The organism is Pseudomonas sp. GL_103, assembly GCF_057835175.1.
Genome location: NZ_CM174420.1, coordinates 2,245,086 through 2,269,568 on the forward strand (window position 1 = coordinate 2,245,086; position 24,483 = coordinate 2,269,568).

Here is a 24,483-nt window from a genome sequence, read left to right on the forward strand (position 1 = left end):
AACAGAACGGCAGCCCATTGAGGCTGCCGTTTTTGTTTGGTCCATGAATTGATGTTGTTTGCTCGGGCCTCTTCGCGGGCAAGCCCGCTCCCACAGGTTTTGTGGGCAACATAAATCACTGTGGGAGCGGGCTTGCCCGCGATGAGGCCGGAACAGTCAAAGGAGATCTCTCTGGCATCCCCGCCAGTCGGCCTTATAATGCCCGCCTTTGGTACATCATCAGGCTGTCCCTCCTTGGCAAATATAGATAACCCGGCCGCCGAAATGGCAGCCGACGGCTTTTTCCGGATCGCACTGGGCGTCGAATACAAAGGCTCGCGCTACCGCGGCTGGCAGCGCCAGGCGTCCGGGGTGCTCACCGTGCAGGAAACCCTCGAAAACGCCCTGTCCAAAGTCGCCGACTCACCCGTTTCGCTGATGTGCGCCGGGCGTACCGACGCCGGGGTGCATGCCTGCGGACAGGTGGTGCATTTCGACACCCAGGTCGAGCGTTCGATGAAGGCCTGGACCATGGGCGCCAACATCAACTTGCCCCACGACGTCAGTGTCAGTTGGGCCAAGGTCATGCCGGCACACTTCCATGCGCGCTTCAAGGCCATTGCCCGGCGTTATCGCTACGTGATCTACAACGATCAGATCCGTCCGGCGCACCTGAACGAAGAAGTGACCTGGAACCACCGTCCGCTGGACGTCGAGCGCATGGCCGAGGCCGCTCAATACCTGGTTGGCACCCATGATTTCAGCGCTTTTCGCGCCGGCCAGTGCCAGGCCAAGTCGCCGATCAAGGAGCTGCATCACCTGCGTGTCACCCGTCACGGCAAGATGATCGTGCTGGATATTCGCGCCAGCGCCTTCCTGCATCACATGGTGCGCAACATTGCTGGTGTGCTGATGACCATTGGCGCCGGAGAGCGTCCGGTGGAGTGGATGAAAGAGGTGCTGGAGAGCCGGATTCGACGGACCGGTGGCGTGACTGCGCATCCATTCGGTTTGTATCTGGTTCAGGTCGAGTACCGTGACGAGTTCGAGTTGCCCGAGCGTTACATCGGTCCGCACTTCCTGACCGGCTTCTCGGAACTTGGCGGCTGACGCCCTCGAATGCTTTTGTTACCATCCGGGACTTTCCCGGATTTGTCTTGGAGTTGTGTCGACATGTCAGCCGTTCGCAGCAAGATCTGTGGGATTACCCGCATAGAGGATGCGTTGGCAGCCATCGAGGCCGGGGCGGATGCCATCGGATTCGTGTTCTACGCCAAAAGCCCCCGTGCGGTGACGTTCCAGCAGGCGCGCTCGATCATCAAGGCGCTGCCGCCGTTCGTGACCACCGTGGGCCTTTTCGTCAATGCGAGCCGTTGCGAGTTGGGTGAGCTGCTCGACGCGGTGCCCCTGGACCTGCTGCAATTTCACGGCGATGAAAGCGCGGCCGAGTGCGAAGGCTGGCACCGCCCGTACATCAAGGCGCTGCGGGTCAAGGCGGGAGATGACATCGCCGCGGCCTGTGATGCTTATGCCAGTGCCAGCGCAATCCTGCTCGATACCTATGTCGAAGGCGTTCCCGGAGGAACCGGCGAGGCGTTTGACTGGTCACTGATACCGCAAGGCTTGAGCAAGCCGATCATTCTGGCGGGCGGTCTGACGCCGGATAACGTCGCCGAAGCGATTGCCCGCGTCCGGCCTTATGCCGTGGATGTCAGCGGCGGGGTAGAGGCGAGCAAGGGCATCAAGGATCACGCAAAGATCCAGGCATTTATCAAAGCGGTACGCGGTAGCACCTGTTGATGTGACGGCTGGCAGACTGCCGCCGTCCACTGCACTGTACAAAGCGGATGCACTGCACATAGCAGGCAGATCCGAGGGTTTGTGGTTGCACGCAGGTCATGTTTCGCGCTGACCGTGGCAGTCCATCAACCCTCTTCGCACACATGAATTTAGCGCTAGGGCATACACGGGGCCGCGAACCAGAGCGTTCGGGCCGCCGGTACTGGAGAAAGAAAGCATGAGCAACTGGTTAGTAGACAAACTGATCCCTTCGATCATGCGTTCCGAGGTCAAGAAGAGCTCGGTGCCTGAAGGTCTTTGGCACAAATGCCCGTCTTGCGAGGCTGTGCTGTATCGTCCGGAGCTGGAAAAGACCCTGGACGTTTGCCCCAAGTGCAACCATCACATGCGTATCGGCGCCCGCGCCCGTATCGACATCTTCCTCGATGTTGAAGGCCGTGCCGAGCTGGGGGCGGACCTGGAGCCGGTTGACCGTCTGAAATTCCGCGACGGCAAGAAGTACAAGGACCGCCTGACCGCTGCACAAAAGCAGACCGGCGAAAAAGACGCACTGGTTTCCATGAGAGGTACTTTGCTGGGCATGCCGGTGGTGGTTTCGGCGTTCGAGTTTTCCTTCATGGGCGGTTCGATGGGCGCCATCGTCGGTGAGCGTTTCGTTCGCGCCGCCAATTACGCCCTGGAAAAACGTTGCCCGATGATCTGCTTCGCCGCTTCCGGCGGTGCGCGGATGCAGGAAGCGCTGATTTCCCTGATGCAAATGGCCAAGACCTCCGCGGTGTTGGCTCGTCTGCGCGAAGAAGGCATCCCGTTCATCTCCGTGTTGACCGATCCGGTCTACGGCGGCGTTTCCGCCAGTCTGGCGATGCTGGGCGACGTGATTGTCGGCGAGCCGAAGGCGTTGATCGGTTTTGCCGGTCCGCGCGTGATCGAACAGACCGTGCGTGAAAAACTGCCGGAAGGCTTCCAGCGCAGCGAGTTCCTGCTGGAGCACGGTGCCATCGATATGATCATCGACCGTCAGGAACTGCGTCCGCGTCTGGGTAACCTGCTGGCGCAAATGATGGGCCTGCCGACGCCGCAGTTCGTGGCTGCACCCATCGAGCCGATCGTGGTTCCACCGGTACCCGCCAGCCTATGACCCAACGTACCCTTGGCGAATGGCTCGCCTACCTTGAACAGTTGCACCCTTCGGCCATCGACATGGGCCTGGAGCGGTCGCAGCAGGTAGCGTCCCGCATGGGACTGGGCAAGCCGGCGCCTCGGGTGATCACGGTCACCGGGACCAACGGCAAGGGTTCCACCTGTGCGTTCGTGGCGTCCCTGCTGCGGGCCCAGGGCTTGAAAGTGGGGGTTTACAACTCCCCACACCTGCTGCGTTACAACGAGCGGGTAACGGTCAATGGCGTCGAAGCCACGGATGCCGAGCTGTGCGAGGCCTTTGCCGCGGTAGAGGCCGGGCGCGGCGACACTTCCCTGACTTACTTCGAAATGGGCACCCTGGCGGCATTCTGGCTGTTCCAGCGCTCCGGGCTCGATGCGGTGGTGCTGGAAGTCGGTCTGGGCGGTCGTCTGGACACGGTCAACGTGGTGGACGCCGACATGGCGCTGGTCACCAGTATTGGCGTCGATCATGCGGATTACCTGGGTGATACCCGAGAGTCCGTGGCCTTCGAGAAGGCCGGTATTTTCCGTCAGGACGCACCTGCGCTCTGCGGCGATCTGAATCCTCCACAACCTCTGCTGGACAAGGCGCGCGAGCTCAATTGCCCGTTTTTCCTGCGTGGGCGCGATTTTGACCTCGGTGTGACCGATCACAACTGGCAATGGCGCGGTGTCGATGCACAAGGGCGCGCGGTTGAACTGCGCGACCTGCCACTGCTCGATCTGCCGATGGAAAACGCTGCACTGGCATTGCAGGCGTACCTGCTGCTCGGCTTGCCTTGGGTGGATGAGCAGATTATCGAGGCGCTGCGGGCAACGAAGGTGGTCGGTCGTCTGGATCGCCGTGAGATCGAGTGGCAGGGCAAGCGCTTGAATCTATTGCTGGATGTGGGGCATAACCCCCATGCGGCGGAGTATCTGGCTCGTCGCCTGGCCAGTCGCCCGCTGGTCGGCAGGCGTCTGGCGGTGTTCGGGCTGCTGGCGGACAAAGACCTGGGTGGTGTTGTCGGCGAATTGAATGCTAGTGTCCAGCACTGGGCTGTCGCACCTCTGGATTCGCCTCGGGCGCGTCCGGTTGCGGATTTGCACGATGCGTTGCAAGGTCTTGGTGCGTCGGTCACGTCATACGGCAGCGTAGCGGCCGCCCTGGAAGGGCAGTGCGCGCAGGCCACGAGCGACGACGAAATCCTGTTGTTCGGATCATTTTATTGTGTCGCCGAGGCCCTCGAATGGCTGGCCCGGCGCTCCACGGAGGAAGCGGCAAATGGCATTGCTGGATAAGGCATACAAACAGCGCATGGTTGGCGCCCTGGTGTTGGTCGCGCTGGCGGTGATTTTTCTGCCGATGCTGTTTTCCCGCCAGGACGAACAGCGCCAGGTGACGGTCGAAGCGCCCGCGGCTCCGCAGGCGCCGGCGATGCCCCAGGTACAGGTCGAGCCCGTGGTGGTGCCTGAGCCACAAGCCCTACCTCAGGAACCTGTGCCGAGCGATGACGAAATCGCCCAGCAGGAATCGGCGGTGCCAGCTATTCCGGTGGTTCCAGCGACTGCGGCTCCAGCGCCAGCGCCAGCAGCCAAGTCGGCTGCACCCGCGCCGGTCCCGGCTTTGGCGGCCAAACCTGCGACAGCGCCTGCCCAGCCCATCACTGCGGCACCGGGCAAGCCGGACACCACGCAAAGCCGTGTCGATGCCAATGGTTTGTCTGTCAGCTGGTCGGTGCAACTGGCCAGCCTGTCGAACCGTGAAAGCGCGGAAAAACTTCAGAAAACCCTGCGCAGCCAGGGTTACAATGCCTACATCCGTACCGCCGACGGCAAAAACCGGGTGTTTGTCGGGCCGCTGATCGAGCGCGCTGAGGCCGACCGGCTGCGTGACTTGCTGAACCGCCAGCAGAACCTCAAGGGGTTTGTGGTGCGCTTTCAGCCGGAACGTGGCTAAAACTATCGCCCCGATATGAAATGCACTGACAATCGCAGCTTACCGATAAGCATGGGCTCTGCTAAAATGCGCCGCCTTATCCGTCTGTAGGCTGCACTGTGCCATTTACCTGGGTTGACTGGGCGATCGTAGCAATCGTCGCCATCTCCGCATTGATCAGTCTGAGCCGCGGCTTCGTCAAAGAAGCGCTGTCGCTGCTGACCTGGATCATCGCAGGAGTCGTAGCCTGGATGTTCGGTGGCTCACTGTCCGAGTACCTCGGCGGGTACATTCAAACGCCATCGGCACGTATAATCACGGGCTGTGCCATCATGTTTGTCGCCACTTTAATCGTAGGCGCAATGATCAATTACCTTATCGGCGAACTGGTTCGCGTCACCGGGCTCTCCGGGACCGACCGATTCCTCGGCATGGCCTTCGGCGCCGCGCGTGGCGGGTTGCTGGTGGTCATCGCCGTCGGGCTGTTGAGCCTGGGGCCGGTACAGCAGGACGGGTGGTGGAAAGAGTCACAGCTCGTGCCAAAATTTCTATTGGTTGCAGACTGGTCCAAAAACCTGATCCTCGGGTGGAGCAGTCAGTGGCTTGCCAGCGGAATCAGCGTACCCGCTGATATTCCGTTCAAGGAGCAACTCTTGCCGACGGCCAAAACGCCTCAGTGAGTAGTGCTCAGTTCAGATCCATTAAGTAGGGGTTGCGTCGCATGTGTGGCATCGTCGGTATCGTCGGTAAGTCGAACGTCAATCAGGCGCTGTATGACGCGCTAACCGTCCTCCAGCACCGCGGCCAGGACGCTGCCGGTATCGTGACCAGCCATGATGGCCGGTTATTCCTGCGCAAGGACAACGGCCTGGTGCGTGACGTGTTCCAGCAACGTCACATGCAGCGCCTGGTCGGTCACATGGGTATTGGCCATGTGCGTTATCCAACCGCGGGCAGCTCGACTTCGGCTGAAGCTCAACCGTTTTACGTCAACTCGCCTTACGGCATCACCCTGGCGCACAACGGTAACCTGACCAACGTTGAACAACTGGCCAAGGAGATTTACGAATCTGACCTGCGCCACGTCAACACCAGTTCCGATTCGGAAGTGCTGCTCAACGTGTTCGCGCACGAACTGGCCCAGCGCGGCAAGTTGCAGCCGACCGAAGAAGATGTGTTCGCCGCCGTCACCGACGTGCACAACCGTTGCGTCGGTGGTTATGCCGTCGTGGCGATGATCACCGGCTACGGCATCGTCGGCTTCCGCGACCCGCACGGCATCCGCCCGATCGTTTTCGGCCAGCGTCACACCGACGAAGGCGTCGAGTACATGATCGCCTCGGAAAGCGTTTCCCTGGACGTGCTCGGCTTCACCCTGATTCGCGACCTGGCGCCAGGCGAAGCGGTCTACATCACTGAAGAGGGCAAGCTCTACACCCGTCAGTGCGCGACCAACCCGTCCCTGACGCCGTGCATCTTCGAACACGTCTACCTGGCGCGTCCGGATTCGATCATCGACGGCGTGTCGGTCTACAAGGCCCGTCTGCGCATGGGTGAGAAGCTGGCCGAGAAGATCCTGCGCGAGCGTCCGGATCACGACATCGACGTGGTCATCCCGATTCCGGACACCAGCCGCACCGCGGCGCTGGAACTGGCGAACCACCTGGGCGTGAAGTTCCGCGAAGGCTTCGTGAAGAACCGCTACATCGGCCGGACCTTCATCATGCCGGGCCAGGCCGCGCGGAAAAAATCCGTACGCCAGAAGCTCAACGCCATCGAGCTGGAATTCCGCGGCAAGAACGTGATGCTGGTGGATGACTCCATCGTTCGCGGCACCACGTGCAAGCAGATCATCCAGATGGCCCGCGAAGCCGGCGCCAAGAACGTCTACTTCTGCTCCGCGGCGCCAGCGGTTCGCTACCCGAACGTCTACGGCATTGACATGCCGAGCGCTCACGAGCTGATCGCCCACAACCGTTCGACCCAGGACGTGGCTGACCTGATCGGCGCCGACTGGCTGATCTATCAGGACCTGCCTGACTTGATCGAAGCGGTCGGTGGCGGCAAGATCAAGATCGACAAGTTCGATTGCGCGGTGTTCGACGGCCAGTACGTCACCGGCGACGTCGACGAGGCTTACCTGAACAAGATCGAGCAGGCACGCAACGATGCCTCCAAGGTCAAGACGCAGGCAGTCAGTGCGATCATCGATCTGTACAACAACTGAGTAATTACCGGCCCTGAGGGGCCGGTTTTGTATCTGGCTTTTAATTTACGAGAATAGGGCAAGGAGTGACAGCATGAGTCAGGAATGGGATGCCGGTCGGCTGGACAGTGACCTCGAAGGTGTAGCGTTCGATACCCTGGCCGTACGCGCCGGTCAGCACCGCACGCCGGAAGGCGAACACGGTGATCCGATGTTCTTCACCTCCAGCTACGTGTTCCGTACCGCCGCCGACGCCGCTGCGCGCTTCGCTGGCGAAGTGCCGGGCAACGTTTATTCGCGCTACACCAACCCGACTGTGCGCGCGTTCGAAGAGCGCATCGCCGCGCTGGAAAGCGCCGAGCAGGCCGTGGCCACCGCCACCGGCATGGCTGCCATCATGGCCGTGGTGATGAGCCTGTGCAGCGCCGGTGATCATGTGCTGGTGTCGCGCAGCGTATTCGGCTCGACCATCAGCCTGTTCGAGAAGTACTTCAAGCGTTTCGGTATCGAAGTCGATTACGTGGCCCTGGCGGACTTGTCCGGTTGGGATGCAGCGATCAAATCCAATACCAAATTGCTGTTCGTCGAGTCGCCGTCCAATCCGCTGGCCGAATTGGTAGACATCGCCGAACTGTCGAAAATCGCTCACGCCAAAGGCGCGATGCTGGTGGTCGACAACTGCTTCTGCACTCCGGCGTTGCAGCAGCCGCTGAAAATGGGCGCGGACATCGTCGTGCACTCGGCCACCAAGTTCATCGATGGCCAGGGCCGTTGCATGGGCGGCGTCGTGGCAGGCCGCAGCGAGCAGATGAAAGAGGTGGTTGGCTTCCTGCGTACCGCCGGGCCGACCCTGAGCCCGTTCAACGCCTGGATCTTCCTCAAGGGCCTGGAAACCCTGAACCTGCGGATGAAGGCGCATTGCGCCAACGCCCAGCAACTGGCCGAGTGGCTGGAGCAGCAGGAAGGCATCGAGAAAGTCCATTACGCCGGCCTCAAGAGCCATCCGCAGCACGAACTGGCGCTGCGTCAGCAGAAGGGTTTCGGTGCGGTCGTCAGTTTTGAGGTGAAGGGTGGCAAAGAGGGTGCCTGGCGCTTTATCGATGCCACGCGCCTGATTTCGATCACCGCCAACCTGGGCGACAGCAAGACCACCATCACCCATCCGAGCACTACCTCCCATGGTCGCCTGGCGCCACAGGAGCGTGAAGCGGCGGGCATTCGTGACAGCCTGATCCGCGTGGCGGTCGGCCTGGAAGACGTGGCGGACCTGCAAGCCGATCTGGCGCGCGGTCTGGCTGCGTTGTGATCGAGTTGTCTACGCCGACCACTGGCTCAAATGGCCGCGTAGCGCTGGTGACCGGTGCTGCGCGGGGCATTGGCCTGGGGATCTCGGCCTGGCTGATCAGTGAAGGCTGGCAAGTCGTGCTGACGGATCTGGACCGGGAGCGCGGTTCGAAAGTGGCGAAAGTGCTGGGCGATAACGCCTGGTTCATCGCCATGGATGTCTCCAACGAGGGGCAAGTCGCGCTGGGCGTGGCCGAGGTGCTCGGCCAGTTCGGGCGCCTGGATGCGCTGGTATGCAACGCAGCGGTTGCCGATCCGCACAACATCACCCTGGAAAGCCTCGATCTGGCCCACTGGAATCGGGTGCTGGCGGTGAACCTCAGTGGGCCGATGTTGCTGGCCAAGCACTGTGCACCGTACTTGCGCGCTCACAGCGGTGCCATCGTCAATCTGGCCTCGACCCGCGCCGGGCAGTCGGAACCCGACACAGAGGCTTACGCGGCGAGCAAGGGCGGTTTGTTGGCCCTGACGCATGCGTTGGCCATCAGCCTTGGCCCGGAGATCCGGGTCAATGCTGTCAGTCCTGGCTGGATCGATGCGCGCGACCCCTCGGTGCGGCGTGCCGAACCATTGAGCGAAGCCGATCATGCCCAGCATCCGGCGGGCAGGGTAGGGACGGTCGAGGATGTCGCGGCGATGGTGGCCTGGCTGCTGTCGAAAAACGCCGGGTTTGTCACCGGCCAGGAATTCGTGGTCGATGGCGGCATGACCAAGAAGATGATTTACAGCGAGTAAGCTCCGGGATTGATGTTGAATGTGCCGCTTTCGCGAGCAAGTCGAATCGTCGCACCGCCGCTCCCACATTTGGAATGCATTCCCCTGTGGGAGCGGGCTTGCTCGCGAAAGCGGTCTTGCTGCATATACATAATTTTGTCTTTTTCAGAAAAACTTCAATCCTGCTATTGACTTAGGTTCGCTACCTGCGTAAATTTCGCGGCCTCGGAGATGCAAACGGGTGATTAGCTCAGCTGGGAGAGCGTCTGCCTTACAAGCAGAATGTCGGCGGTTCGATCCCGTCATCACCCACCACTTCCGAGATACTTGCGAAAGCAAGAGGTAGGCTGAAATGCCTCCACCGACGCGCAGCGGTAGTTCAGTCGGTTAGAATACCGGCCTGTCACGCCGGGGGTCGCGGGTTCGAGTCCCGTCCGCTGCGCCATATTTTCCGAGTCGGGCATGCCCCGATTCGAGATTAAAAGAGAGATTGAAAAGTCTCGGAGCTTTTAATCAGACGAGTTAATTGAGCGTCAGCTCAAAGCGATACGCAGCGGTAGTTCAGTCGGTTAGAATACCGGCCTGTCACGCCGGGGGTCGCGGGTTCGAGTCCCGTCCGCTGCGCCATATCTGCCCCGAGGCCCACTGAACGCCTTGGAGCTACGAAGAAACCACTGGTTACTTCGAGTCGATAGCAAAAACCCTGGTCGAAAGACCGGGGTTTTTTGTGTCTGCGATTTGGCAATCCGCCTGAACACCTCACTCAGCCTTGCAGATAGACCGCGTGGGTATGGGTGTATTCGTACAACCCGTGTTTGCCATCCGCGCCACCGATGCCGGACTTGCGCACGCCAGCGTGGAAACCCTGCATCGCTTCGAAGTTCTCACGATTGACGTAGGTTTCGCCAAAATCCAGTTCGCGCATCGCCTGCATGGTTTTGCTCAGGTCGCGGGTGTAGATCGACGAAGTCAGGCCATAGTCGCAGTCGTTGGCCAGGGCGATGGCTTCGTCCAGGTCGTCGATTATCTGGATCGGCAGCACCGGCCCGAAAATCTCTTCGCGCATGATCTCCATGTCGGCGCGGCAATCGGCAAGTACCGTGGGCTGGAAGTGGAAGCCATTGGGCAGATCGGCCATCTGCCCGCCACTGATCAGGCTTGCGCCCTGGCTCAACGCGGTGCGGACTTTGCGATTCACGCTGTCCAGCCCCTGGCGGTTGATCAGCGGACCCATCTCCACGTCGGGCTGGGCAATCGGGTCGCCATAGCGGGTCGCACTCATTGCTGCTGCGATGCGCTCGATAAATTGATCCGCCACCTTGCGCTCGACATACACCCGCTCGGCGCAATTGCACACCTGGCCGCTGTTGATGATGCGCGAATCGCGGATCGCCCTGACCGCCAGGTCGAGGTCTGCATCCGCCAGCACAATGGCCGGCGCCTTGCCGCCCAGTTCCAGATTGAGCTTGGTGATGTTTGGCGCGGCGGCGGCCATGATCCGCGAGCCGGTGTCGACGCTGCCGGTGAAACTGATCATGTCCACGCCTTTGTGCGAACTCAGGGCGGCGCCGACCTTCCCGTCGCCACAGACCACGTTGAACACGCCGGGTGGCAGGTCGGTTTCGGCCACCAGTCGGGCAAATTCGAAGCAGTTGTTCGGGGTTTCTTCGCTGGGCTTGATGACGATGGTGTTGCCGGTCAGCAGGGCTGGGGCCATCTTGCGGGCGATCAGGAAGAACGGGAAATTCCACGGCAGGATCCCGGCCACCACGCCCAGCGGTTTGCGGAACAGGAAGATGTTTTCGTTCTGGCGGTCGCTGGTGATGATTTCACCTTCGATGCGCCGCGCCCACTCGGCCATGTAGTCGAGGTAGTCGGCGGTGAAATTGACTTCGACTTCCGCCAGCCCGCTGATCTTGCCTTGTTCCAGGGTGATAGTGCGTGCCAGGTGCGAGACGTTTTCCCGCAGTTTGGCGGCGATCCGGCGCAAGTAGCCGGCGCGATCATTCGCAGGTTTGCGGGCCCAGTCTTTCTGCGCGGCACGGGCGGCAGCGAGGGCGCGGTCGACGTCCTCGGCGGTCGAGGCCGGGACTTTCGACAGCACGGCGCCGGTGGCCGGGTTGATCACATCGAGGTGGGCAGCGCTGGCCACGAACTGGCCGTCGATGAAGTTTTCGTAAACAGACACGGATGACATGGTGCGACTCCTTGGCAGATCAGTAAGTGCGTGACGGCGCTTGGGTGGTAGCGGGTTCGCGGTAGCGGGCGAGGGCGGCCATGGCGCTTTGGCGCAGCAGGCTGATGTCGATGGCCACTGCAATGAACTGGCAGCCCCAGCGCTGGTAGCGGCGGGCGTCTTCTTCGTTGGGGGCGAGAATCCCGCAGGCCTTGCCGGCCGCCAGCGTGGCGTTCACGGCGTGTTGAATCCGCTCCTGGACTTCCGGGTGGCCGGGGTTGCCGGCATGACCCAGGCCGATCGACAAATCCGCCGGGCCGATAAACACCGCATCCACGCCCTCGACGGCGGCGATCGCTGCGACGTTTTCCACGCCGGTGCGCGATTCCACCTGCACGATCAGGCACAGTTGTTCATGGGCTGTATTCAGGTAATCCGGCACACCGTCCCAGCGGGTGGCGCGGGTCAGGCCGCCGCCGACCCCGCGTATGCCGTGGGGCGGGTAGCGCATGGCGCGCACCAGTGCCTGCGCCTGCTCAGCGGTTTCGACCATCGGGATCATCAGCGTCTGTGCGCCGATATCCAGCAGTTGCTTGATCAGGTTGGCATCGCCATTCACCGCGCGCACCACTGGCGCAGTCGAGTAAGGTGCCACGGCCTGCAACTGAGCGAGTACCCCGGGCACGGTGTTGGGCGCGTGCTCGCCATCGATCAGCATCCAGTCGTAACCGGTGGTGGCGACGATCTCGGCGGCGTAGCCGGTGGCGAACCCGGCCCAGATCCCGTAGCGGGTTTCGCTGTTGTTCAGTGCGGCCTTGAACGCGTTGTGCGGCATGTACATGTCGAACTCCTTTCTCAGCGGTTATACGGCCGATACAGTTGGCATTCGGGGTTGAGGGTCACGCCGAAACCTGGCTGGTCGAGCGCGGACAGGCGCATGCGGCCATTGACCGGCACCGGTTCGCCGAGCAATTGCGGGTGGAACATCGGCACTACTTCGTCGGCCTTCGGCGCCATCATCAGGAACTCGGCGAACGGGCTGTTATGCCGGGTGGCGACGAAGTGGTAGCTGTACACCGAAGAGCCGTGGGGGATGACCAGCGCGTTGTGGGCGTCGGCCAGGGCCGAGATCTTCACCAGTTCAGTGATCCCGCCGCACCAGCCGACATCCGGCTGGATGATGTCGCAGCAGCCCATCTCCAGCAGCATGCGGAAGCCCCAGCGGGTGGCTTCGTGTTCGCCGGTGGTCACCAGCATGCCCATGGGCACGTTGTTGCGCAGGGCCGCGTAGCCCCAGTAATCGTCCGGCGGCAGGGCTTCTTCGATCCATTTCAAGCCGTATTCGTGGGCGCCAACCGCCAGTTTGGTGGCGTAGTTGAGGTCCAGGCTCATCCAGCAATCGAGCATCAGCCAGAAGCCCGGGCCGACGCGTTCGCGCATGGTCGCCAGTTCCTCCAGATTTTTGCGCAGGCCTTCCTCGCCTTCGGCCGGGCCGTGGTGCAGCGGCATCTTGCCGCCGATGAAACCCATTTTCTGCGCCAGGTCCGGACGGGCGCCGGTGGCGTAGAACTGCAACTCGTCGCGCACCGCACCGCCGAGCAACTGATGCACGGGCTCCTGGCGGATCTTGCCGAGCAAGTCCCACAGCGCCAGGTCGACGCCGGAGATCGTGTTGATCACGATGCCCTTGCGCCCGTAATACAGGGTCGACTGGTACATCTGGTCCCAGATTTTTTCGATGTCGGTGACCCGGGCGCCTTCGAGGAAACGGGCCAGGTGCTTCTCGACGATGTAGGCGGCAGGCTCGCCGCCAGTGGTCACGGCAAAACCGATGGTGCCGTCGCTGGCTTCGATTTCCACTACCAGGGTGCCGAGTACGTTGATGCCGAAGGTGCGGCGGCTCTGGCGGTACTCGGGGTATTTGCTCATCGGCGTGGCAATGTGATCGTCGATCCAGTGGCCGTCGGCCTGGTCGTGATAATCGGCGCCGCCGCCTCGCAGAGTGAAAGCGCGGACGTGTTTGATGGTTGGAATGCCCATGGTGTGACTCCTCAGGTTTAAACGGTGGCCGGTTTGTTCGAGGCTTTATGGCCGGGCGCGCGTATGCCCAGCACCAGCAACGCGGCGATGACGGTGGTAGCGGCCAGCACGTACAAGCCTGCTGCCGGTGAATGGAAAGCGCCTTCGGCCCAGTTCTTGAGCACCGGGGCGATGAAGCCACCGAGGGCGCCGAACGAGTTGATCAGGGCGATCCCGGCCGCGGCGGCGCTGCCGGCGAGGTAGCTGGAGGGGAAGGTCCAGAACACCGGTTGCACGGCGATGAAGCCGGAGGCGGCAAAGCACAGGGCGATGATCCCCAGCAGTGGGTTGCTGAAGGTCACCGAGCAGGCGATCCCGGCGGCGGCCATGAGCAAGGTCAGGCAGGCGGTGCGGCGGCGTTCGCCGGTGCGGTCGCTGTAGCCGGGGATCAGGTAGGCGGCGATCAATGCGCAGATCCACGGGATCGCCGTTACCAGGCCGACCATCAGCCCGACCTTGGTCCCCAGCAGTCCGCCGACCTGGCTCGGCAGATAAAACACCACGCCGTAGACGCTGGCCTGGATCAACAGGTAGATCAGGCACAGGTACAGCACCGAGGGTTGGCAAATGACGTTGAGCAGGCTGCGACCGTGGTTCTGTTTATGGCTGTCTTCCTGATCGAGCAGGCTCTGCACTTGCTGGCGTTCCTCGACGGTCAGCCACTTGGCGTCGGCCGGACGGTTGTCCAGGTACCAGTAGGCCCAGATGCCCACCGCCGTCGCCATCAGGCCTTCAACGGCGAACAGCCACTGCCAGCCGTGGAAACCGGCAAAGCCGTCCAGTTCCAGCAGCATCCCGGACAGCGGACTGCCGAAGATGAACGCCAGCGGCGCACCGAAGTAGAAGAAACCCATGGCCTTGCCGCGTACGGCGCTGGGGAACCAGTAGGTGAGGTAGAGGATCACGCCGGGGAAGAACCCGGCTTCGGCCACGCCCAGCAGGAAGCGCAGGACGTAGAAGCTGGTTTCGGTGTGGGCGAAGACCATGGCGGCGGAGACCAGGCCCCAGGTGACCATGATCCGGCACATCCACAGACGGGCGCCGACGCGGTGCAGGATCAGGTTGCTTGGCACTTCGAGCAGTGCGTAACCGGCGAAGAACACGCCGGCGCCGAAGGCGAAGGCGGCATCACTGATGTTGGTGTCGGCTTGAAAGGCCTGTTTGGCGAACCCGACGTTGGCGCGGTCGAGGAAGGCCATGATGTACATCAGCAGGAGAAACGGGAGTAGCCGCCAGGAAATTTTGGCGAGCAGAGGCGCGGGTAGAGTCTTCATCGCAGTTTTCCTTTGGTAGGGCATTTGTTCTTATGGGGAAGACTGTACGGCCGCTAATCGATGCGTTACAAATCGAATCTAGCTCACAACTGATACCCTGAAGGTATCGATAAAAAAGGCCCGCCATGACCACGCCGACCATCTCCCGCAGCTTGCTCAATCGCCTGCGCTACAAGCATCTGCACATGCTGGTGACGCTCAGCAGCAGCCAGAACCTGCACCGCGCTTCGCAAAGCCTGAACATGTCGCAACCGGCGGCAACCCGCATGCTCCATGAGATTGAAGACATGTTCGGCTGCGATCTGTTCGAGCGCCTGCCGCGGGGGATGCGCCCGACAGCGCTGGGTCAGGAGCTGATTCGCTTTGCCGAGTCGGCCCTCAGTGGCCTCGACCGTTGTGCCGAGGAGCTGATGGCGCGGCAGCAGGGCGGTTATGGATACCTGTCGATCGGCACCATCATGGGCGCGGCGCCAGATCTGGTGATGGATTCGATTGCCGAGATCAAGTCGCTCAATCCGCAGCTACGGATTCGCATCATGGGCGACACCAGCGACCAGGTGATCCAGTTGCTGGAACAGGGCCGCATCGACCTTGCCATCGCCCGGCGCAATGCCGCCACCGACAGTGAGCATTACGTCTTCGAGCAATTGGGTAACGAACGCTTGCTGGTGGTGGTGCACGCCGGCCACCCGCTGGCGCGGCGCAAAAAACTGGAAATGGCGGAGCTGGTCAGCGGTTGGCCTTGGATCCTGCAACCGGAAACCAGTCCGGCGCGCATCGGTCTGGATCAGGCGTTGCAGCGACTGGCGTTGCCGTTGCCGGCAGACATCATCGAGTGCAGTTCGGTGTACTCCATGCAGCAACTGATTCAGCTGACCGACGCGATCATGGTGCTGTCGGAAACCGCATTGCGCGACTATCTTAAAATGGGCCTGGTGGTGGCGCTGCCGGTGGAACTGGATGTGCAGATGGCGCCATTTGGGCTGCTGTTGCGCAAGGGCGAGCACATCAGCCGGGAGTTGGGGTTGTTCATCGAACTGCTGCGTCGAAAAGTCGCGGTTTTTTGATTCCTTGGTCAGTTTTTAGTTTTCCGCGAAGGCATAAGCCTATAAACTTAACCTTTCGGTCAGCTTTGCACTGTCAACAACAGCCCTTTGCATCGTCCAAAAGGGCTTCTGCAAGACTCGAGATTTCCAGAACATAACCAGAAGGGCGGACCCCATAACCGCCCAGAGGATGATCCATGTCCAACCGTGATATATCCCGGCGCTCGTTCCTTCAGGGCGGGCTGGTAGCGGGTGTGAGCGTGACGCTCACACCATTGAGCAGCCAGGCGCTGGCCGCCTTGATGGAGAACAGCGTGACCGTGCCGTCCGAGCAGTGGCTCGGCAACAATGGCAAGGCGCGCGCCCGTAACGATGCCTTGTCCAAGGTCTGCGGCAGCAAGGTCTTTGCCCGCGACATCCGCGCCAAGGACATGCCGGGCTGGCCGCAGCAGCAAGGCCACGCCATGCTGCTGAAAACCATCAAGGCCGACCACATCTTTGCAGGCATCGACCTGTCGTGGCTCGGTGCCGAGTTGCAGCCGGACCGCATCGTCACCGCCGAAGACCTGGTCAAGGACGGTATCGTGTTCCCTGAGGAGCACGCCCCGGATCCGCTGTTGCCGGCCGGCAAGGTGCCGATGTTCATCGGGCACCCGGTGGCGATCCTGATCTGGAACGATTTTGAGCGCTACCGTCAGGCCAAGAACCAACTCAAGTTCAATGACAAGGCAATCCGCTACGGCGAGAAAGCGCCGTTCTACGAAGGTGATCCTTACGGCAGCTTCCGCTACGTGCGCGTCGGCGGCGCGACCTCGGCGGACGAAGACGAGTTCGCCAGCCTCAAGGATTCGATTCTGTTCCCGATGCTGAAAAACCGTCGTCCGGTGTGGAACTCCCAGCCCAACCTGCACGGCAACCTGACCGAGCGCGGCTTGTTCTACGCCGAGCGCATGAAGCAGCAGATCGATACGCCGCCGGACAACTGGCTGGTGTTCGACGAGCGCTACAAGACCCCGTCGATCGAACCGGCCGCCCTGGAGCCGGACAACGGCAACGGCTGGTACGACCCGGCGAGCAAGACTCTGCATTTCGTGGTGGCGACACAGTGCCCACTGGAAACCGCGACCGAGACCGCGAAGATGATCGCGCCGTCGCGTTTCGGCCTGGCCAACCTGAACATGCACCCGGGTTACACCGTCGGTTACGGCTCGAAAGACCACAACATTTTCGTCTACTACGCAGCGCTGGCGGCGTTGTACGGCGCCGGTGTGCCGGTGCGCCTGGCCAACGACCGCTACGAGCAGTTCCAGAGCGGCATCAAGCGTCACCCGTTCGACATCCGCTACCAGTTGGCGGTGGACAAGAACGACCACAGCTTCAAGATTTTCCGCTCCGAGATGAGCGTCGACGGTGGCGGGCGGATCAACTACAGCCCGTCCGTGGCTGCGGTGGGCGCGACGGCGGCACAGTCGATCTACTACATGCCGCAGAACGATCTGCAGGTCACGGCCTATCACTCCCGCGCCGTTGAAGCCGGGTCGATGCGTGGCTACGGCACCCTGCAGAGCATGGCGGCGACCGAGATGATGGTCGACGAAATCGCCGGTCGCCTCGGTGTCGATGCCATCGAGCTGCGCCGCAAGAACGCACTGCGCTCGGGCATGAAAAACACCCAGGGCGCGATCCCGGCCGGTGCCTTGCGCCTGCACGAGATTCTCGACAAGGCGGCGGTCCACGACACCTGGAAAAACCGCGACGCGATCAAGAAGCAACGCGAAGCCGCCGATCCGGACAACTGGTACGGGGTGGGTTTCGCCATCTGCCAGAAGGACTTCGGTACCGGTTCCGAAGCGCCGATGGCCAGCATTGAATTCACTGCCGAAGGTCGCATCAGCCTGCGCCACATCGGTATCGAAATCGGCACCGGCATGTCCACCTCCCAGGCCATGGTCGTGGCCGATTTCCTCGGTGTTCCGGCGCACGAAGTGAAGACCGGCGAAACCGAATGGAAAGAGTTGCAGCTGATCAGTGGCGGCAACCCGTACATCATGAGCCAGGCAGAGCAGGACAATTTCCTGCGCAATCCACGCTGGGTCGGCAAGGTCGCTTCGGCCTCGTCGGCCACCAACTCGGCGTACTACTTCAGCCACGCCACCCGTGAAGCGGCGCGCGTGCTGTTCAACCACGGCCTGTGGCCGGCGGCGCTGGAGATCTGGCGCCAAGGCCCTTACGGCGGCCAGGCCAACCCTTACGTGGTGCGCCGCGAAGACGCCCACTGGGTCGACGGCAAGCTCACGGCCAACGGTATGGAGCCACTGCCATTCGCCATGCTGGCCAAGCGCGTTCACGAACGTGGCCTGGTGAGCGGCGCGACCGTGCACGGTTTCAACCGCTGGAGCTGGGCCGAGGCCGAGTTCAGCATCGACGGCGTGCGTGAGCGCTTGCCGCTCGACGGCTTGGCGGTGAAGTACGGCGACGGTGCACCGAAGGCGAAGAAGGCGCAGATGAACAGCGCCGGTTTCCATTTGCTGGATCGGCAGGGCATCGCCTACCCGGCGACCCAGCTGAACAACGCGGCGGTGACTTACTACAGCCCGGTCGCGACGTTGGTGGAAGTGAAGGTCAACAAGGGTTCGAACGAAGTGTCGGTGCTCAACCACCACTCGTGGGTCGAGTGCGGTCGGGTGCTGGTGGAAGAACTGGTCAGGGGCCAGCTCGAAGGCGGGATCGCCATGGGCATCGGCCATGCGCTGATGGAAGAGATGCCGCTGTACGAAGGCGGGCCGGGGGAGGGGGACTGGAACTTCAACCGTTACCGCCTGCCGATGGCGCGTCACGTCGCGGTGTGGAAACAGACGGCGGAGATCCTGCCGCCACTGTCGCCGAGCGACCCGTCCAAGGGCATCGCCGAAGTGGTGATGATCCCGGTGGTCGGTGCCATCGGTAACGCCGTGGCCCATGCCATCGGTAAACGTGTCCGCGACCTGCCTATCACTTCTGCACGCATCAAGGAGGCCCTCAATGGCTAACCGTCCGCTTCAACTGACCCTCAACGGTCAATCCGTCGGCCCGGTGGACATCCCTGATGACCTGCCGATGATCGACTACCTGCACGAGTACAAGAACCTCACCGGTTCGCGCCTGGGCTGTGGCCAGGGCATCTGCCACGCCTGCGTGGTGATCGTCGACAACCCTGACGGCACCAGCGAAGAAGTGCGCACCTGCATCACCGGCGCGCACTATTTCGAAGGCAAGAAGGTTCGGACTATCGAAGGCCACGCGACCCGCGACGAGCAGGGCAAGGTCACCGAACTGAACCCGATCCAGCAGCGCTTCGTCGACGAATTCGCCTTCCAGTGCAGCTACTGCGCACCGGGTTTCGTCAATGCCGCGACCGTGTTGGTGGAAAAGCTGCAGCGTCAGCCGATCGTCAAAAGCCAGCTGGAAAAAGTCATCGAGGACAGCCTCGGTCATCACATCTGCCGTTGCACCGGATACGTGCGCTACTACAGCGCCACCCGCAACGTGCTGACCGATCTCGGCCTGGTCAAGGAGGGTTAAGCATGAAGCTTCTACTTAGCCGCCTGGCGTTGGCGGTTGGTCTGGCTGCGCCTGTGGTGGCAGCTCACGCCGATGATGCGCAGGTCAAGCAAGGCGAGTACCTCGCCCGTGCCGCTGACTGCATGGCGTGCCACACCGCACCGGGTGGCGCGCCGTACGCGGGCGGTCTGCCGATCGTGTCGCCGTTCGGCACGATCTACGGCACCAACATTACCCCGAGCAAAGAGCACGGCATTGGCCTGTACAACGATGACGAGTTCTTCGCCGCGCTGACCGAAGGCAAGCGCCGCGATGGCGCGAACCTGTATCCAGCGATGCCGTACACCTCCTATCACCTGATGCCGCGAGCAGATTCCGACGCGATTCATGCCTACCTGAAAACCGTCGAGCCGATCGAGCGCGCCGCGCCGGTCACCAGCCTGAGCTTCCCGTTCAACGTGCGCCTGGGCCTGATGGGCTGGAACATGATGTACGGCAAGGACGTGAAGCTGGAGCCGGCTGAAGCCAAGAGCGAAGCCTGGAAACGCGGCCAGTACATGGTCGACGTGCTGGGGCACTGTGGCGAATGCCACACCCCACGCGGCTTGCCGGGTGCGATGCAGATGGACAAACGCATGACCGGCGGCATCCTCAATGGCTATCTGGCGCCAAGCCTGCTGGCCACTGACCTGGCAGCCCGTGGCTGGAATCATCAGGACCTGAGCTCGTTCCTCAAGCACGGCATGAGTGCCCAGGGCACGATGTTCAACGAGATGTTCCCGGTGTTCCACAACAGCACCCAGGGCCTCAGCGATCCGGATCTGGCGGCGATGGCGACTTTCCTGCTCGGCGATCAGCCGCCTGCGGCGAAAGTGCTCACCGAAGTGCCGTTGGACAAACTGAGCCCGAGCGCCCAGCGCGGCCGTCAGGAATATTTGAATGTCTGCGCCGGTTGTCACGCGCCGGGCGGTGAGGGCAAGCCGCACATCGCCGTGGCTATGCGCGGCAACACCACGCTGCGCCTGGAAGATCCGCGCAACCTGGTACGGGTGATCGACGACGGTATCGGTGAGCAGAAGTTCTCCGGTTTCGAACACATGCAACCGATGCCGGGGTTCGCCGCGAAATTGAGCGACGCGCAACTCACGGATCTACTGAACTACCTGCGTCAGGGGTGGGGCGGTCAGCCGAGCGACCTGGCAGTGAACGACGTGCAGAAGTTGCGGGCCGATGCGCCGCCGCTCGAGCACAAGGCCCACTGATATGCAGCATCTCGATCTGCAAGTGATACGCCGGGCGCTGGAGTGGTCGGCGGCCGGACAGCACATCTGGCTGTGTACGGTGCTGGCCACTTACGGCTCGGCACCGCGCGCACCGGGTTCGCTGCTGGCGGTGAACACGCAGGGGCACTGGATTGGCTCGTTGTCCGGTGGCTGTGTCGAGGAAGACTTTCTCGAGCGAGTCGCCGAGGGCGCGTTTCTGGAGCCGGTCAGCGTTGTTCGTTACGGCGAAGGCGACGACCCACGCTCGCGTGTCAGCCTGCCGTGTGGCGGGGTGCTGGACGTGCTGGTCGAGAAGCTTGATGCCGATTGCGAGGTGCAAGCGCATCTGCGGGAGCTGGAGTCGGCTCTGATGGGCCGGCGTCGGTTGATCCGCGAGGTTGATCTGCAAAGCGGTGCGCGCAGCCTGTTCGATGATCGTGAACAGGGTGTACGCATCGAGCGTGAAATCGACCGGGTGCGCGTGCGCGTCGGCGCGGCCCAGCGCTTGCTGTTGGCGGGGTACTCCAGTGTCGCCCAGGCCTGTGCGGAGTTTGCCGTGGGCCTGGGCTTCGAGGTGATTCTGTGTGACCCGCGGGACGAAGTGCTGGAAGGCGTCGAGCTGGAAAACGTGGAGATTCGTCGCCAGTTGCCATCGGTGTTTATCGCCGATGGCGGTTGCCACAGCGACACGGCGGTGGTGGCGTTGACTCACGATCCACGTATCGATGACCTGGCAATGATGGAGGCAGTGCGTACCGAGGCGTTCTACATCGGTGTGATGGGCTCCATGCAGACCTCGCAAAAGCGCTTCGAGCGCTTGCGGCGTATTGGTGGTCTGGGGGATGTCGAGTTGGGGCGGATTCATGCGCCGATCGGGCTGAACCTGGGTAGCAAGACGCCGGCAGAGATTGCTTTGGCGGTGCTGGCAGACATCCTGCGGATTCGAAGCGGTATCCCACGGGATCGTCTTTAAGATCAAAAGATCTAAACAAAAGGCCCGCATCGCAGCGGGCCTTTTGTTTTAGCAGTCAGTACCCGAATTTGTCCCGCAATCCGTAATACCACGCACCCAATGCCGCAAACGGTGTGCGCAGCAACTGGCCGCCGGGGAACGGATAGTGGGGCAGGTCAGCAAACGCATCAAAACGTTCTGCCTGGCCGCGTAACGCTTCGGCCAGCACCTTGCCCGCCAGATGCGTGTAAGTCACGCCATGGCCGCTGCAACCCTGGGAATAGTAGATGTTGTCGCCCAGCCGTCCGACCTGAGGCAGGCGCGACAGGGTCAGCAGGAAATTACCCGTCCACGCATAATCGATCTTCACGTCCTTGAGTTGCGGGAATGCCTTGAGCATCTTCGGCCGGATGATCGCTTCGATGTTCGCCGGATCCCGCGCGCCATACACCACGCCACCACCGAAAATCAGACGCTTGTCGCCGCTGAGGCGGTAGTAGTCGAGCAAGTAATTGCAATCTTCGACACAGTAATCCTGAGGCAGCAGGGTCTTCGCCAGTTCTTCACCCAACGGCTCGGTGGTAATCACCTGTGTGCCGCAAGGCATCGATTTGGCGGCCAGTTCCGGCACCAGGTTGCCCAGATAAGCGTTGCCGGCGACGATGATGAATTTGGCCCGGACCTTACCCTGCGGCGTGTGCACCACCGGATTCGCGCCGCGCACGATGCGCACCGCGGGCGACTGCTCGTAAATCGTGCCACCCAGGGACTCGACCGCTGCCGCTTCACCCAGTGCCAGGTTAAGCGGATGGATGTGGCCGCCACTCATGTCGAGCATCCCGCCGACGTACTGATCGCAAGCAACCACCTCTCGGATGCGGCGTTGATCCATCAACTCAAGCTGGGTGTGACCGAAACGCTCCCACAGGCGCTTCTGGGATTCGAGATGACCCATCTGCTTGGCGGTCATCGCGGCGAACACGCCACCGTCCTTCAAGTCGCACTGGATGTTGTACCTGGCGACCCGCTCACGAATGATTCGCCCACCCTCGAACGCCATCTGCCCCAGCAACTGGGCCTGCCTGGGACCGACCGTGCGCTCGATGACATCGATATCGCGGCTATAGCTGTTAACGATCTGGCCGCCATTACGCCCGGACGCCCCGAAACCCACCCCGGCGGCTTCGAGCACAGTGACCTTGAAACCGTTCTCCAGCAGAAACAGGGCAGAGGACAGCCCCGTATAACCGGCGCCAATCACACAGACATCGGTCTCCACGTCATCCTGCAACGCCGGGCGCGGCGGAACCGCATTGGCCGATGCGGCGTAGTAGGATTCTGGGTAGGGAGTGTTAGCCATACGGCAGCCTCTGTTTAATATATTTTACGAGTGCGTTGATCCTACCCGAGTTGAAAATCGCCCGCCAGCCACCCGGAAAATCTTCTTTGTACCGGCAAAATTAAATATTTTGCATATTCATAGGGTTAGCGCGAAAAAAGGTGTTGACACCCCTCCGGAATTCCGTAGAATGCCGCCTCACAGCAGGCACGTAGCTCAGTTGGTTAGAGCACCACCTTGACATGGTGGGGGTCGTTGGTTCGAGTCCAATCGCGCCTACCAAACAAAATCCGCTCTGCTGGGCGGTCTAGAAGGGCTCACCGAAAGGTGGGCCCTTTTTTGTTGTCTGCGATTTGCAAAACTTATGCAAAACCCCCACTCAAAACGCCAATTCGGCGCCCACTACCAGGTACTCGATCTTCTTTTCGTCGTGCCCCTCCTGATAGTGCTTTGTCATCTTCTCGTCTGCATGCCCCATCAGCGCCTGAATGTACTCCTGTGGGAATTTCTGCTGTTCGTACAGCCATGCCCCCAAGGCGCGGATCTCATGAAAGGTGGGGCGCTCGCCGGCCGGCACATGGTCGTATGCGGGCAAACGGCTGTGAAGGTGTATCGATAAATATTCACGCGCAGTCCTCGCCCGCCGTTCATCGGCAGGCTGGTATGTGGATTGTGAAATCAGATGAGGGGCGTCAGGCGAGCTGAACGGGTGAGCTACGGTTTATTGGTTCACCTCGCCAGTTGCGTACACGCTCTCTCCCCTGAGGTGACTGGCGGGGTGGACCCTTGCCGGCGCGGCCCCTTGTAGATGAGCCAGAGCATGTATGGCGGCGTTGAATTTCGTGCTGCTGATCCCGTGATCCAAGCAGTTCAGGACGTAGTCCCAGCCGCAGTCGGCGCCGAACTCCGTGACGGTGCGCGGCCCCATGCCGCCCCATTTACCGGGCAATGCCCAGGCGGTGGAGGGGCGGGAATCGACTATAGTTAGGGGTTCAGCCAATGGAGGTAGATATGGAATGCCTAATTTGCGATGAGCCTGCTTCAGACGTCGATGTTGGTGATGATTACCAGGAAAGAGCATGCACGAAGTGCGGACACTATCGAATTACCCATACAGCGCTTGTTTGGATGGAAACCCATGGCTGGCGATTCGACGTGAAGCTGACTCGGGCCTGGCTCGCACATCAACAGGGCTCGGGGCTGATCCCAACTATTGATTCGCAGCAGGCGAGCGTTCTGATCCAGGTTTAAGCTGCCGCCATGCCTCTATCATCTTGCTTTCTCGCCGGCTGGCGTGATTCGTAAATTGAGATGATGATTTGCACCTGGCCCAAACCCTCGGGCAACCGTCGAGGTGAACTCTTACGTTCACCGCGGCCCCTTGTAGATGAGCCAGAGCATGTAGAGCGGGGCGAAGATCATTGCACCACCTCACTGGGCTTTTCGGTCAGCTTCCATTTGGTGTTGTTGCTCTGGCTGTGATCGGCCTCGACCAACCCGTCACGCTTCATCCTCTCCAGTTTCCGGCGAATCACGGCAGTGTCGAGGGCGTCGGAGACGTGAAACTTGAACACACCAGGTGGGAAACCAGCCGCGAACACTTTTCTCGTTCTTTCGCACGTACTGGATGATCCGCTCTCGCAAGGTCGCGACAATTTCTTCAGGCATGACTTCGTCCTTGCCGCTATAGCGG

The 24,483-nt window shown here is 61.5% G+C and carries 21 protein-coding genes and 4 tRNA genes; 18 read left to right on the top strand and 7 right to left on the bottom strand.

All coding sequences use genetic code 11. The features are described 5' to 3' along the window. Nucleotides 1-264: 264 nt before the first annotated feature. The 12 genes from truA to AC3IP0_RS10270 all read left to right on the top strand — a co-directional run bounded on the left by truA (nt 265) and on the right by AC3IP0_RS10270 (nt 9,749). On the top strand, nt 265-1,089 hold the full coding sequence (gene truA, locus AC3IP0_RS10215) for a tRNA pseudouridine(38-40) synthase TruA (RefSeq protein ID WP_489319744.1): 825 nt from the start codon (nt 265-267) through the stop codon (nt 1,087-1,089). 63 nt (nt 1,090-1,152) lie between these two features. Continuing rightward, on the top strand, nt 1,153-1,779 hold the full coding sequence (locus tag AC3IP0_RS10220) for a phosphoribosylanthranilate isomerase (RefSeq protein WP_489319123.1): 627 nt from the start codon (nt 1,153-1,155) through the stop codon (nt 1,777-1,779). Nucleotides 1,780-1,996: 217 nt separating this feature from the next. Beyond that, a complete protein-coding gene (gene accD / locus AC3IP0_RS10225; RefSeq protein WP_489327307.1) occupies nt 1,997-2,917 on the top strand; it encodes an acetyl-CoA carboxylase, carboxyltransferase subunit beta in 921 nt (306 codons plus the stop codon). Then, on the top strand, nt 2,914-4,221 hold the full coding sequence (gene folC, locus AC3IP0_RS10230) for a bifunctional tetrahydrofolate synthase/dihydrofolate synthase (RefSeq protein ID WP_489319125.1): 1,308 nt from the start codon (nt 2,914-2,916) through the stop codon (nt 4,219-4,221). The genes accD and folC overlap by 4 nt, the downstream gene beginning before the upstream one ends. Next, complete coding sequence (locus tag AC3IP0_RS10235) at nt 4,205-4,879, top strand: SPOR domain-containing protein (protein WP_489327308.1); 675 nt, start codon at nt 4,205-4,207, stop codon at nt 4,877-4,879. The genes folC and AC3IP0_RS10235 overlap by 17 nt, the downstream gene beginning before the upstream one ends. Before the next feature lie 98 nt (nt 4,880-4,977). Beyond that, the gene (locus tag AC3IP0_RS10240; RefSeq protein ID WP_056722189.1) at nt 4,978-5,538 is read left to right on the top strand and encodes a CvpA family protein; all 561 of its coding nucleotides are present in this window, start codon (nt 4,978-4,980) and stop codon (nt 5,536-5,538) included. A gap of 41 nt (nt 5,539-5,579) precedes the next feature. Then, nucleotides 5,580-7,085, top strand: coding sequence for an amidophosphoribosyltransferase (gene purF / locus AC3IP0_RS10245; protein WP_007975670.1), 1,506 nt, complete (start codon nt 5,580-5,582; stop codon nt 7,083-7,085). Between the two features lie 73 nt (nt 7,086-7,158). Continuing rightward, nucleotides 7,159-8,370 carry an O-succinylhomoserine sulfhydrylase gene (locus AC3IP0_RS10250; RefSeq protein ID WP_223448410.1) on the top strand — a complete coding sequence of 404 codons (1,212 nt, stop codon included), beginning with the start codon at nt 7,159-7,161 and terminating at the stop codon, nt 8,368-8,370. Continuing rightward, the gene (locus AC3IP0_RS10255; RefSeq protein ID WP_489319127.1) at nt 8,367-9,143 is read left to right on the top strand and encodes an SDR family oxidoreductase; all 777 of its coding nucleotides are present in this window, start codon (nt 8,367-8,369) and stop codon (nt 9,141-9,143) included. Before AC3IP0_RS10250 ends, AC3IP0_RS10255 begins: the two co-directional genes overlap by 4 nt. Before the next feature lie 218 nt (nt 9,144-9,361). Beyond that, nucleotides 9,362-9,437, top strand: a tRNA-Val gene (locus AC3IP0_RS10260). A 53-nt stretch (nt 9,438-9,490) separates the two neighbouring features. Further along, nucleotides 9,491-9,567, top strand: a tRNA-Asp gene (locus AC3IP0_RS10265). Between the two features lie 105 nt (nt 9,568-9,672). Further along, nucleotides 9,673-9,749, top strand: a tRNA-Asp gene (locus AC3IP0_RS10270). A gap of 136 nt (nt 9,750-9,885) precedes the next feature. Here AC3IP0_RS10270 and aldA read toward each other — a convergent pair. Genes aldA through AC3IP0_RS10290 form a run of 4 tightly spaced genes read right to left on the bottom strand, consistent with a single transcriptional unit; the run spans nt 9,886 to nt 14,651 of the window. Then, a complete protein-coding gene (gene aldA, locus AC3IP0_RS10275; protein WP_489319128.1) occupies nt 9,886-11,319 on the bottom strand; it encodes an aldehyde dehydrogenase in 1,434 nt (477 codons plus the stop codon). 19 nt (nt 11,320-11,338) lie between these two features. Next, nucleotides 11,339-12,139, bottom strand: coding sequence for an aldolase/citrate lyase family protein (locus AC3IP0_RS10280; RefSeq protein WP_489319129.1), 801 nt, complete (start codon nt 12,137-12,139; stop codon nt 11,339-11,341). 14 nt (nt 12,140-12,153) lie between these two features. Continuing rightward, complete coding sequence (gene rhmD / locus AC3IP0_RS10285; protein WP_489319130.1) at nt 12,154-13,338, bottom strand: L-rhamnonate dehydratase; 1,185 nt, start codon at nt 13,336-13,338, stop codon at nt 12,154-12,156. A gap of 17 nt (nt 13,339-13,355) precedes the next feature. Then, nucleotides 13,356-14,651 carry an MFS transporter gene (locus AC3IP0_RS10290; protein WP_489319131.1) on the bottom strand — a complete coding sequence of 432 codons (1,296 nt, stop codon included), beginning with the start codon at nt 14,649-14,651 and terminating at the stop codon, nt 13,356-13,358. 125 nt (nt 14,652-14,776) lie between these two features. Between AC3IP0_RS10290 and AC3IP0_RS10295 the strand changes: the two genes are divergently transcribed. From AC3IP0_RS10295 to AC3IP0_RS10315, 5 genes are all read left to right on the top strand, one after another. Next, nucleotides 14,777-15,718, top strand: coding sequence for a LysR family transcriptional regulator (locus AC3IP0_RS10295; protein WP_489327310.1), 942 nt, complete (start codon nt 14,777-14,779; stop codon nt 15,716-15,718). 176 nt (nt 15,719-15,894) lie between these two features. Then, on the top strand, nt 15,895-18,726 hold the full coding sequence (locus AC3IP0_RS10300; protein WP_489327311.1) for a xanthine dehydrogenase family protein molybdopterin-binding subunit: 2,832 nt from the start codon (nt 15,895-15,897) through the stop codon (nt 18,724-18,726). Continuing rightward, complete coding sequence (locus tag AC3IP0_RS10305) at nt 18,719-19,258, top strand: (2Fe-2S)-binding protein (RefSeq protein WP_007982256.1); 540 nt, start codon at nt 18,719-18,721, stop codon at nt 19,256-19,258. Before AC3IP0_RS10300 ends, AC3IP0_RS10305 begins: the two co-directional genes overlap by 8 nt. Nucleotides 19,259-19,260: 2 nt before the next feature. Beyond that, nucleotides 19,261-20,499, top strand: coding sequence for a c-type cytochrome (locus AC3IP0_RS10310; RefSeq protein ID WP_489319134.1), 1,239 nt, complete (start codon nt 19,261-19,263; stop codon nt 20,497-20,499). Between the two features lies 1 nt (nt 20,500). Next, nucleotides 20,501-21,472: an XdhC family protein gene (locus tag AC3IP0_RS10315; protein WP_489319135.1), complete on the top strand. Its 972-nt coding sequence runs from the start codon at nt 20,501-20,503 to the stop codon at nt 21,470-21,472. Nucleotides 21,473-21,527: 55 nt separating this feature from the next. Here the strand turns inward: AC3IP0_RS10315 and AC3IP0_RS10320 are convergent, their stop codons facing one another. After that, a complete protein-coding gene (locus tag AC3IP0_RS10320; RefSeq protein ID WP_489319136.1) occupies nt 21,528-22,811 on the bottom strand; it encodes an NAD(P)/FAD-dependent oxidoreductase in 1,284 nt (427 codons plus the stop codon). 184 nt (nt 22,812-22,995) lie between these two features. Here AC3IP0_RS10320 and AC3IP0_RS10325 point away from each other — a divergent pair. Next, nucleotides 22,996-23,072, top strand: a tRNA-Val gene (locus tag AC3IP0_RS10325). A gap of 97 nt (nt 23,073-23,169) precedes the next feature. Here the strand turns inward: AC3IP0_RS10325 and AC3IP0_RS10330 are convergent. Next, a complete protein-coding gene (locus AC3IP0_RS10330; protein WP_489327313.1) occupies nt 23,170-23,385 on the bottom strand; it encodes a tyrosine-type recombinase/integrase in 216 nt (71 codons plus the stop codon). Between the two features lie 823 nt (nt 23,386-24,208). Next, nucleotides 24,209-24,364 carry a hypothetical protein gene (locus AC3IP0_RS10335; RefSeq protein ID WP_489327314.1) on the bottom strand — a complete coding sequence of 52 codons (156 nt, stop codon included), beginning with the start codon at nt 24,362-24,364 and terminating at the stop codon, nt 24,209-24,211. Nucleotides 24,365-24,483 lie beyond the last annotated feature (119 nt).

Coding starts and splice junctions, on each gene's coding strand:
- truA (WP_489319744.1), top strand. CDS start 265: ATGGCAGCCGACGGCTTTTTCCGGATCGCACTGGGCGTCGAATACAAA.
- AC3IP0_RS10220 (WP_489319123.1), top strand. CDS start 1,153: ATGTCAGCCGTTCGCAGCAAGATCTGTGGGATTACCCGCATAGAGGAT.
- accD (WP_489327307.1), top strand. CDS start 1,997: ATGAGCAACTGGTTAGTAGACAAACTGATCCCTTCGATCATGCGTTCC.
- folC (WP_489319125.1), top strand. CDS start 2,914: ATGACCCAACGTACCCTTGGCGAATGGCTCGCCTACCTTGAACAGTTG.
- AC3IP0_RS10235 (WP_489327308.1), top strand. CDS start 4,205: ATGGCATTGCTGGATAAGGCATACAAACAGCGCATGGTTGGCGCCCTG.
- purF (WP_007975670.1), top strand. CDS start 5,580: ATGTGTGGCATCGTCGGTATCGTCGGTAAGTCGAACGTCAATCAGGCG.
- AC3IP0_RS10250 (WP_223448410.1), top strand. CDS start 7,159: ATGAGTCAGGAATGGGATGCCGGTCGGCTGGACAGTGACCTCGAAGGT.
- aldA (WP_489319128.1), bottom strand. CDS start 11,319: ATGTCATCCGTGTCTGTTTACGAAAACTTCATCGACGGCCAGTTCGTG.
- AC3IP0_RS10280 (WP_489319129.1), bottom strand. CDS start 12,139: ATGTACATGCCGCACAACGCGTTCAAGGCCGCACTGAACAACAGCGAA.
- rhmD (WP_489319130.1), bottom strand. CDS start 13,338: ATGGGCATTCCAACCATCAAACACGTCCGCGCTTTCACTCTGCGAGGC.
- AC3IP0_RS10290 (WP_489319131.1), bottom strand. CDS start 14,651: ATGAAGACTCTACCCGCGCCTCTGCTCGCCAAAATTTCCTGGCGGCTA.
- AC3IP0_RS10295 (WP_489327310.1), top strand. CDS start 14,777: ATGACCACGCCGACCATCTCCCGCAGCTTGCTCAATCGCCTGCGCTAC.
- AC3IP0_RS10300 (WP_489327311.1), top strand. CDS start 15,895: ATGTCCAACCGTGATATATCCCGGCGCTCGTTCCTTCAGGGCGGGCTG.
- AC3IP0_RS10305 (WP_007982256.1), top strand. CDS start 18,719: ATGGCTAACCGTCCGCTTCAACTGACCCTCAACGGTCAATCCGTCGGC.
- AC3IP0_RS10310 (WP_489319134.1), top strand. CDS start 19,261: ATGAAGCTTCTACTTAGCCGCCTGGCGTTGGCGGTTGGTCTGGCTGCG.
- AC3IP0_RS10315 (WP_489319135.1), top strand. CDS start 20,501: ATGCAGCATCTCGATCTGCAAGTGATACGCCGGGCGCTGGAGTGGTCG.
- AC3IP0_RS10320 (WP_489319136.1), bottom strand. CDS start 22,811: ATGGCTAACACTCCCTACCCAGAATCCTACTACGCCGCATCGGCCAAT.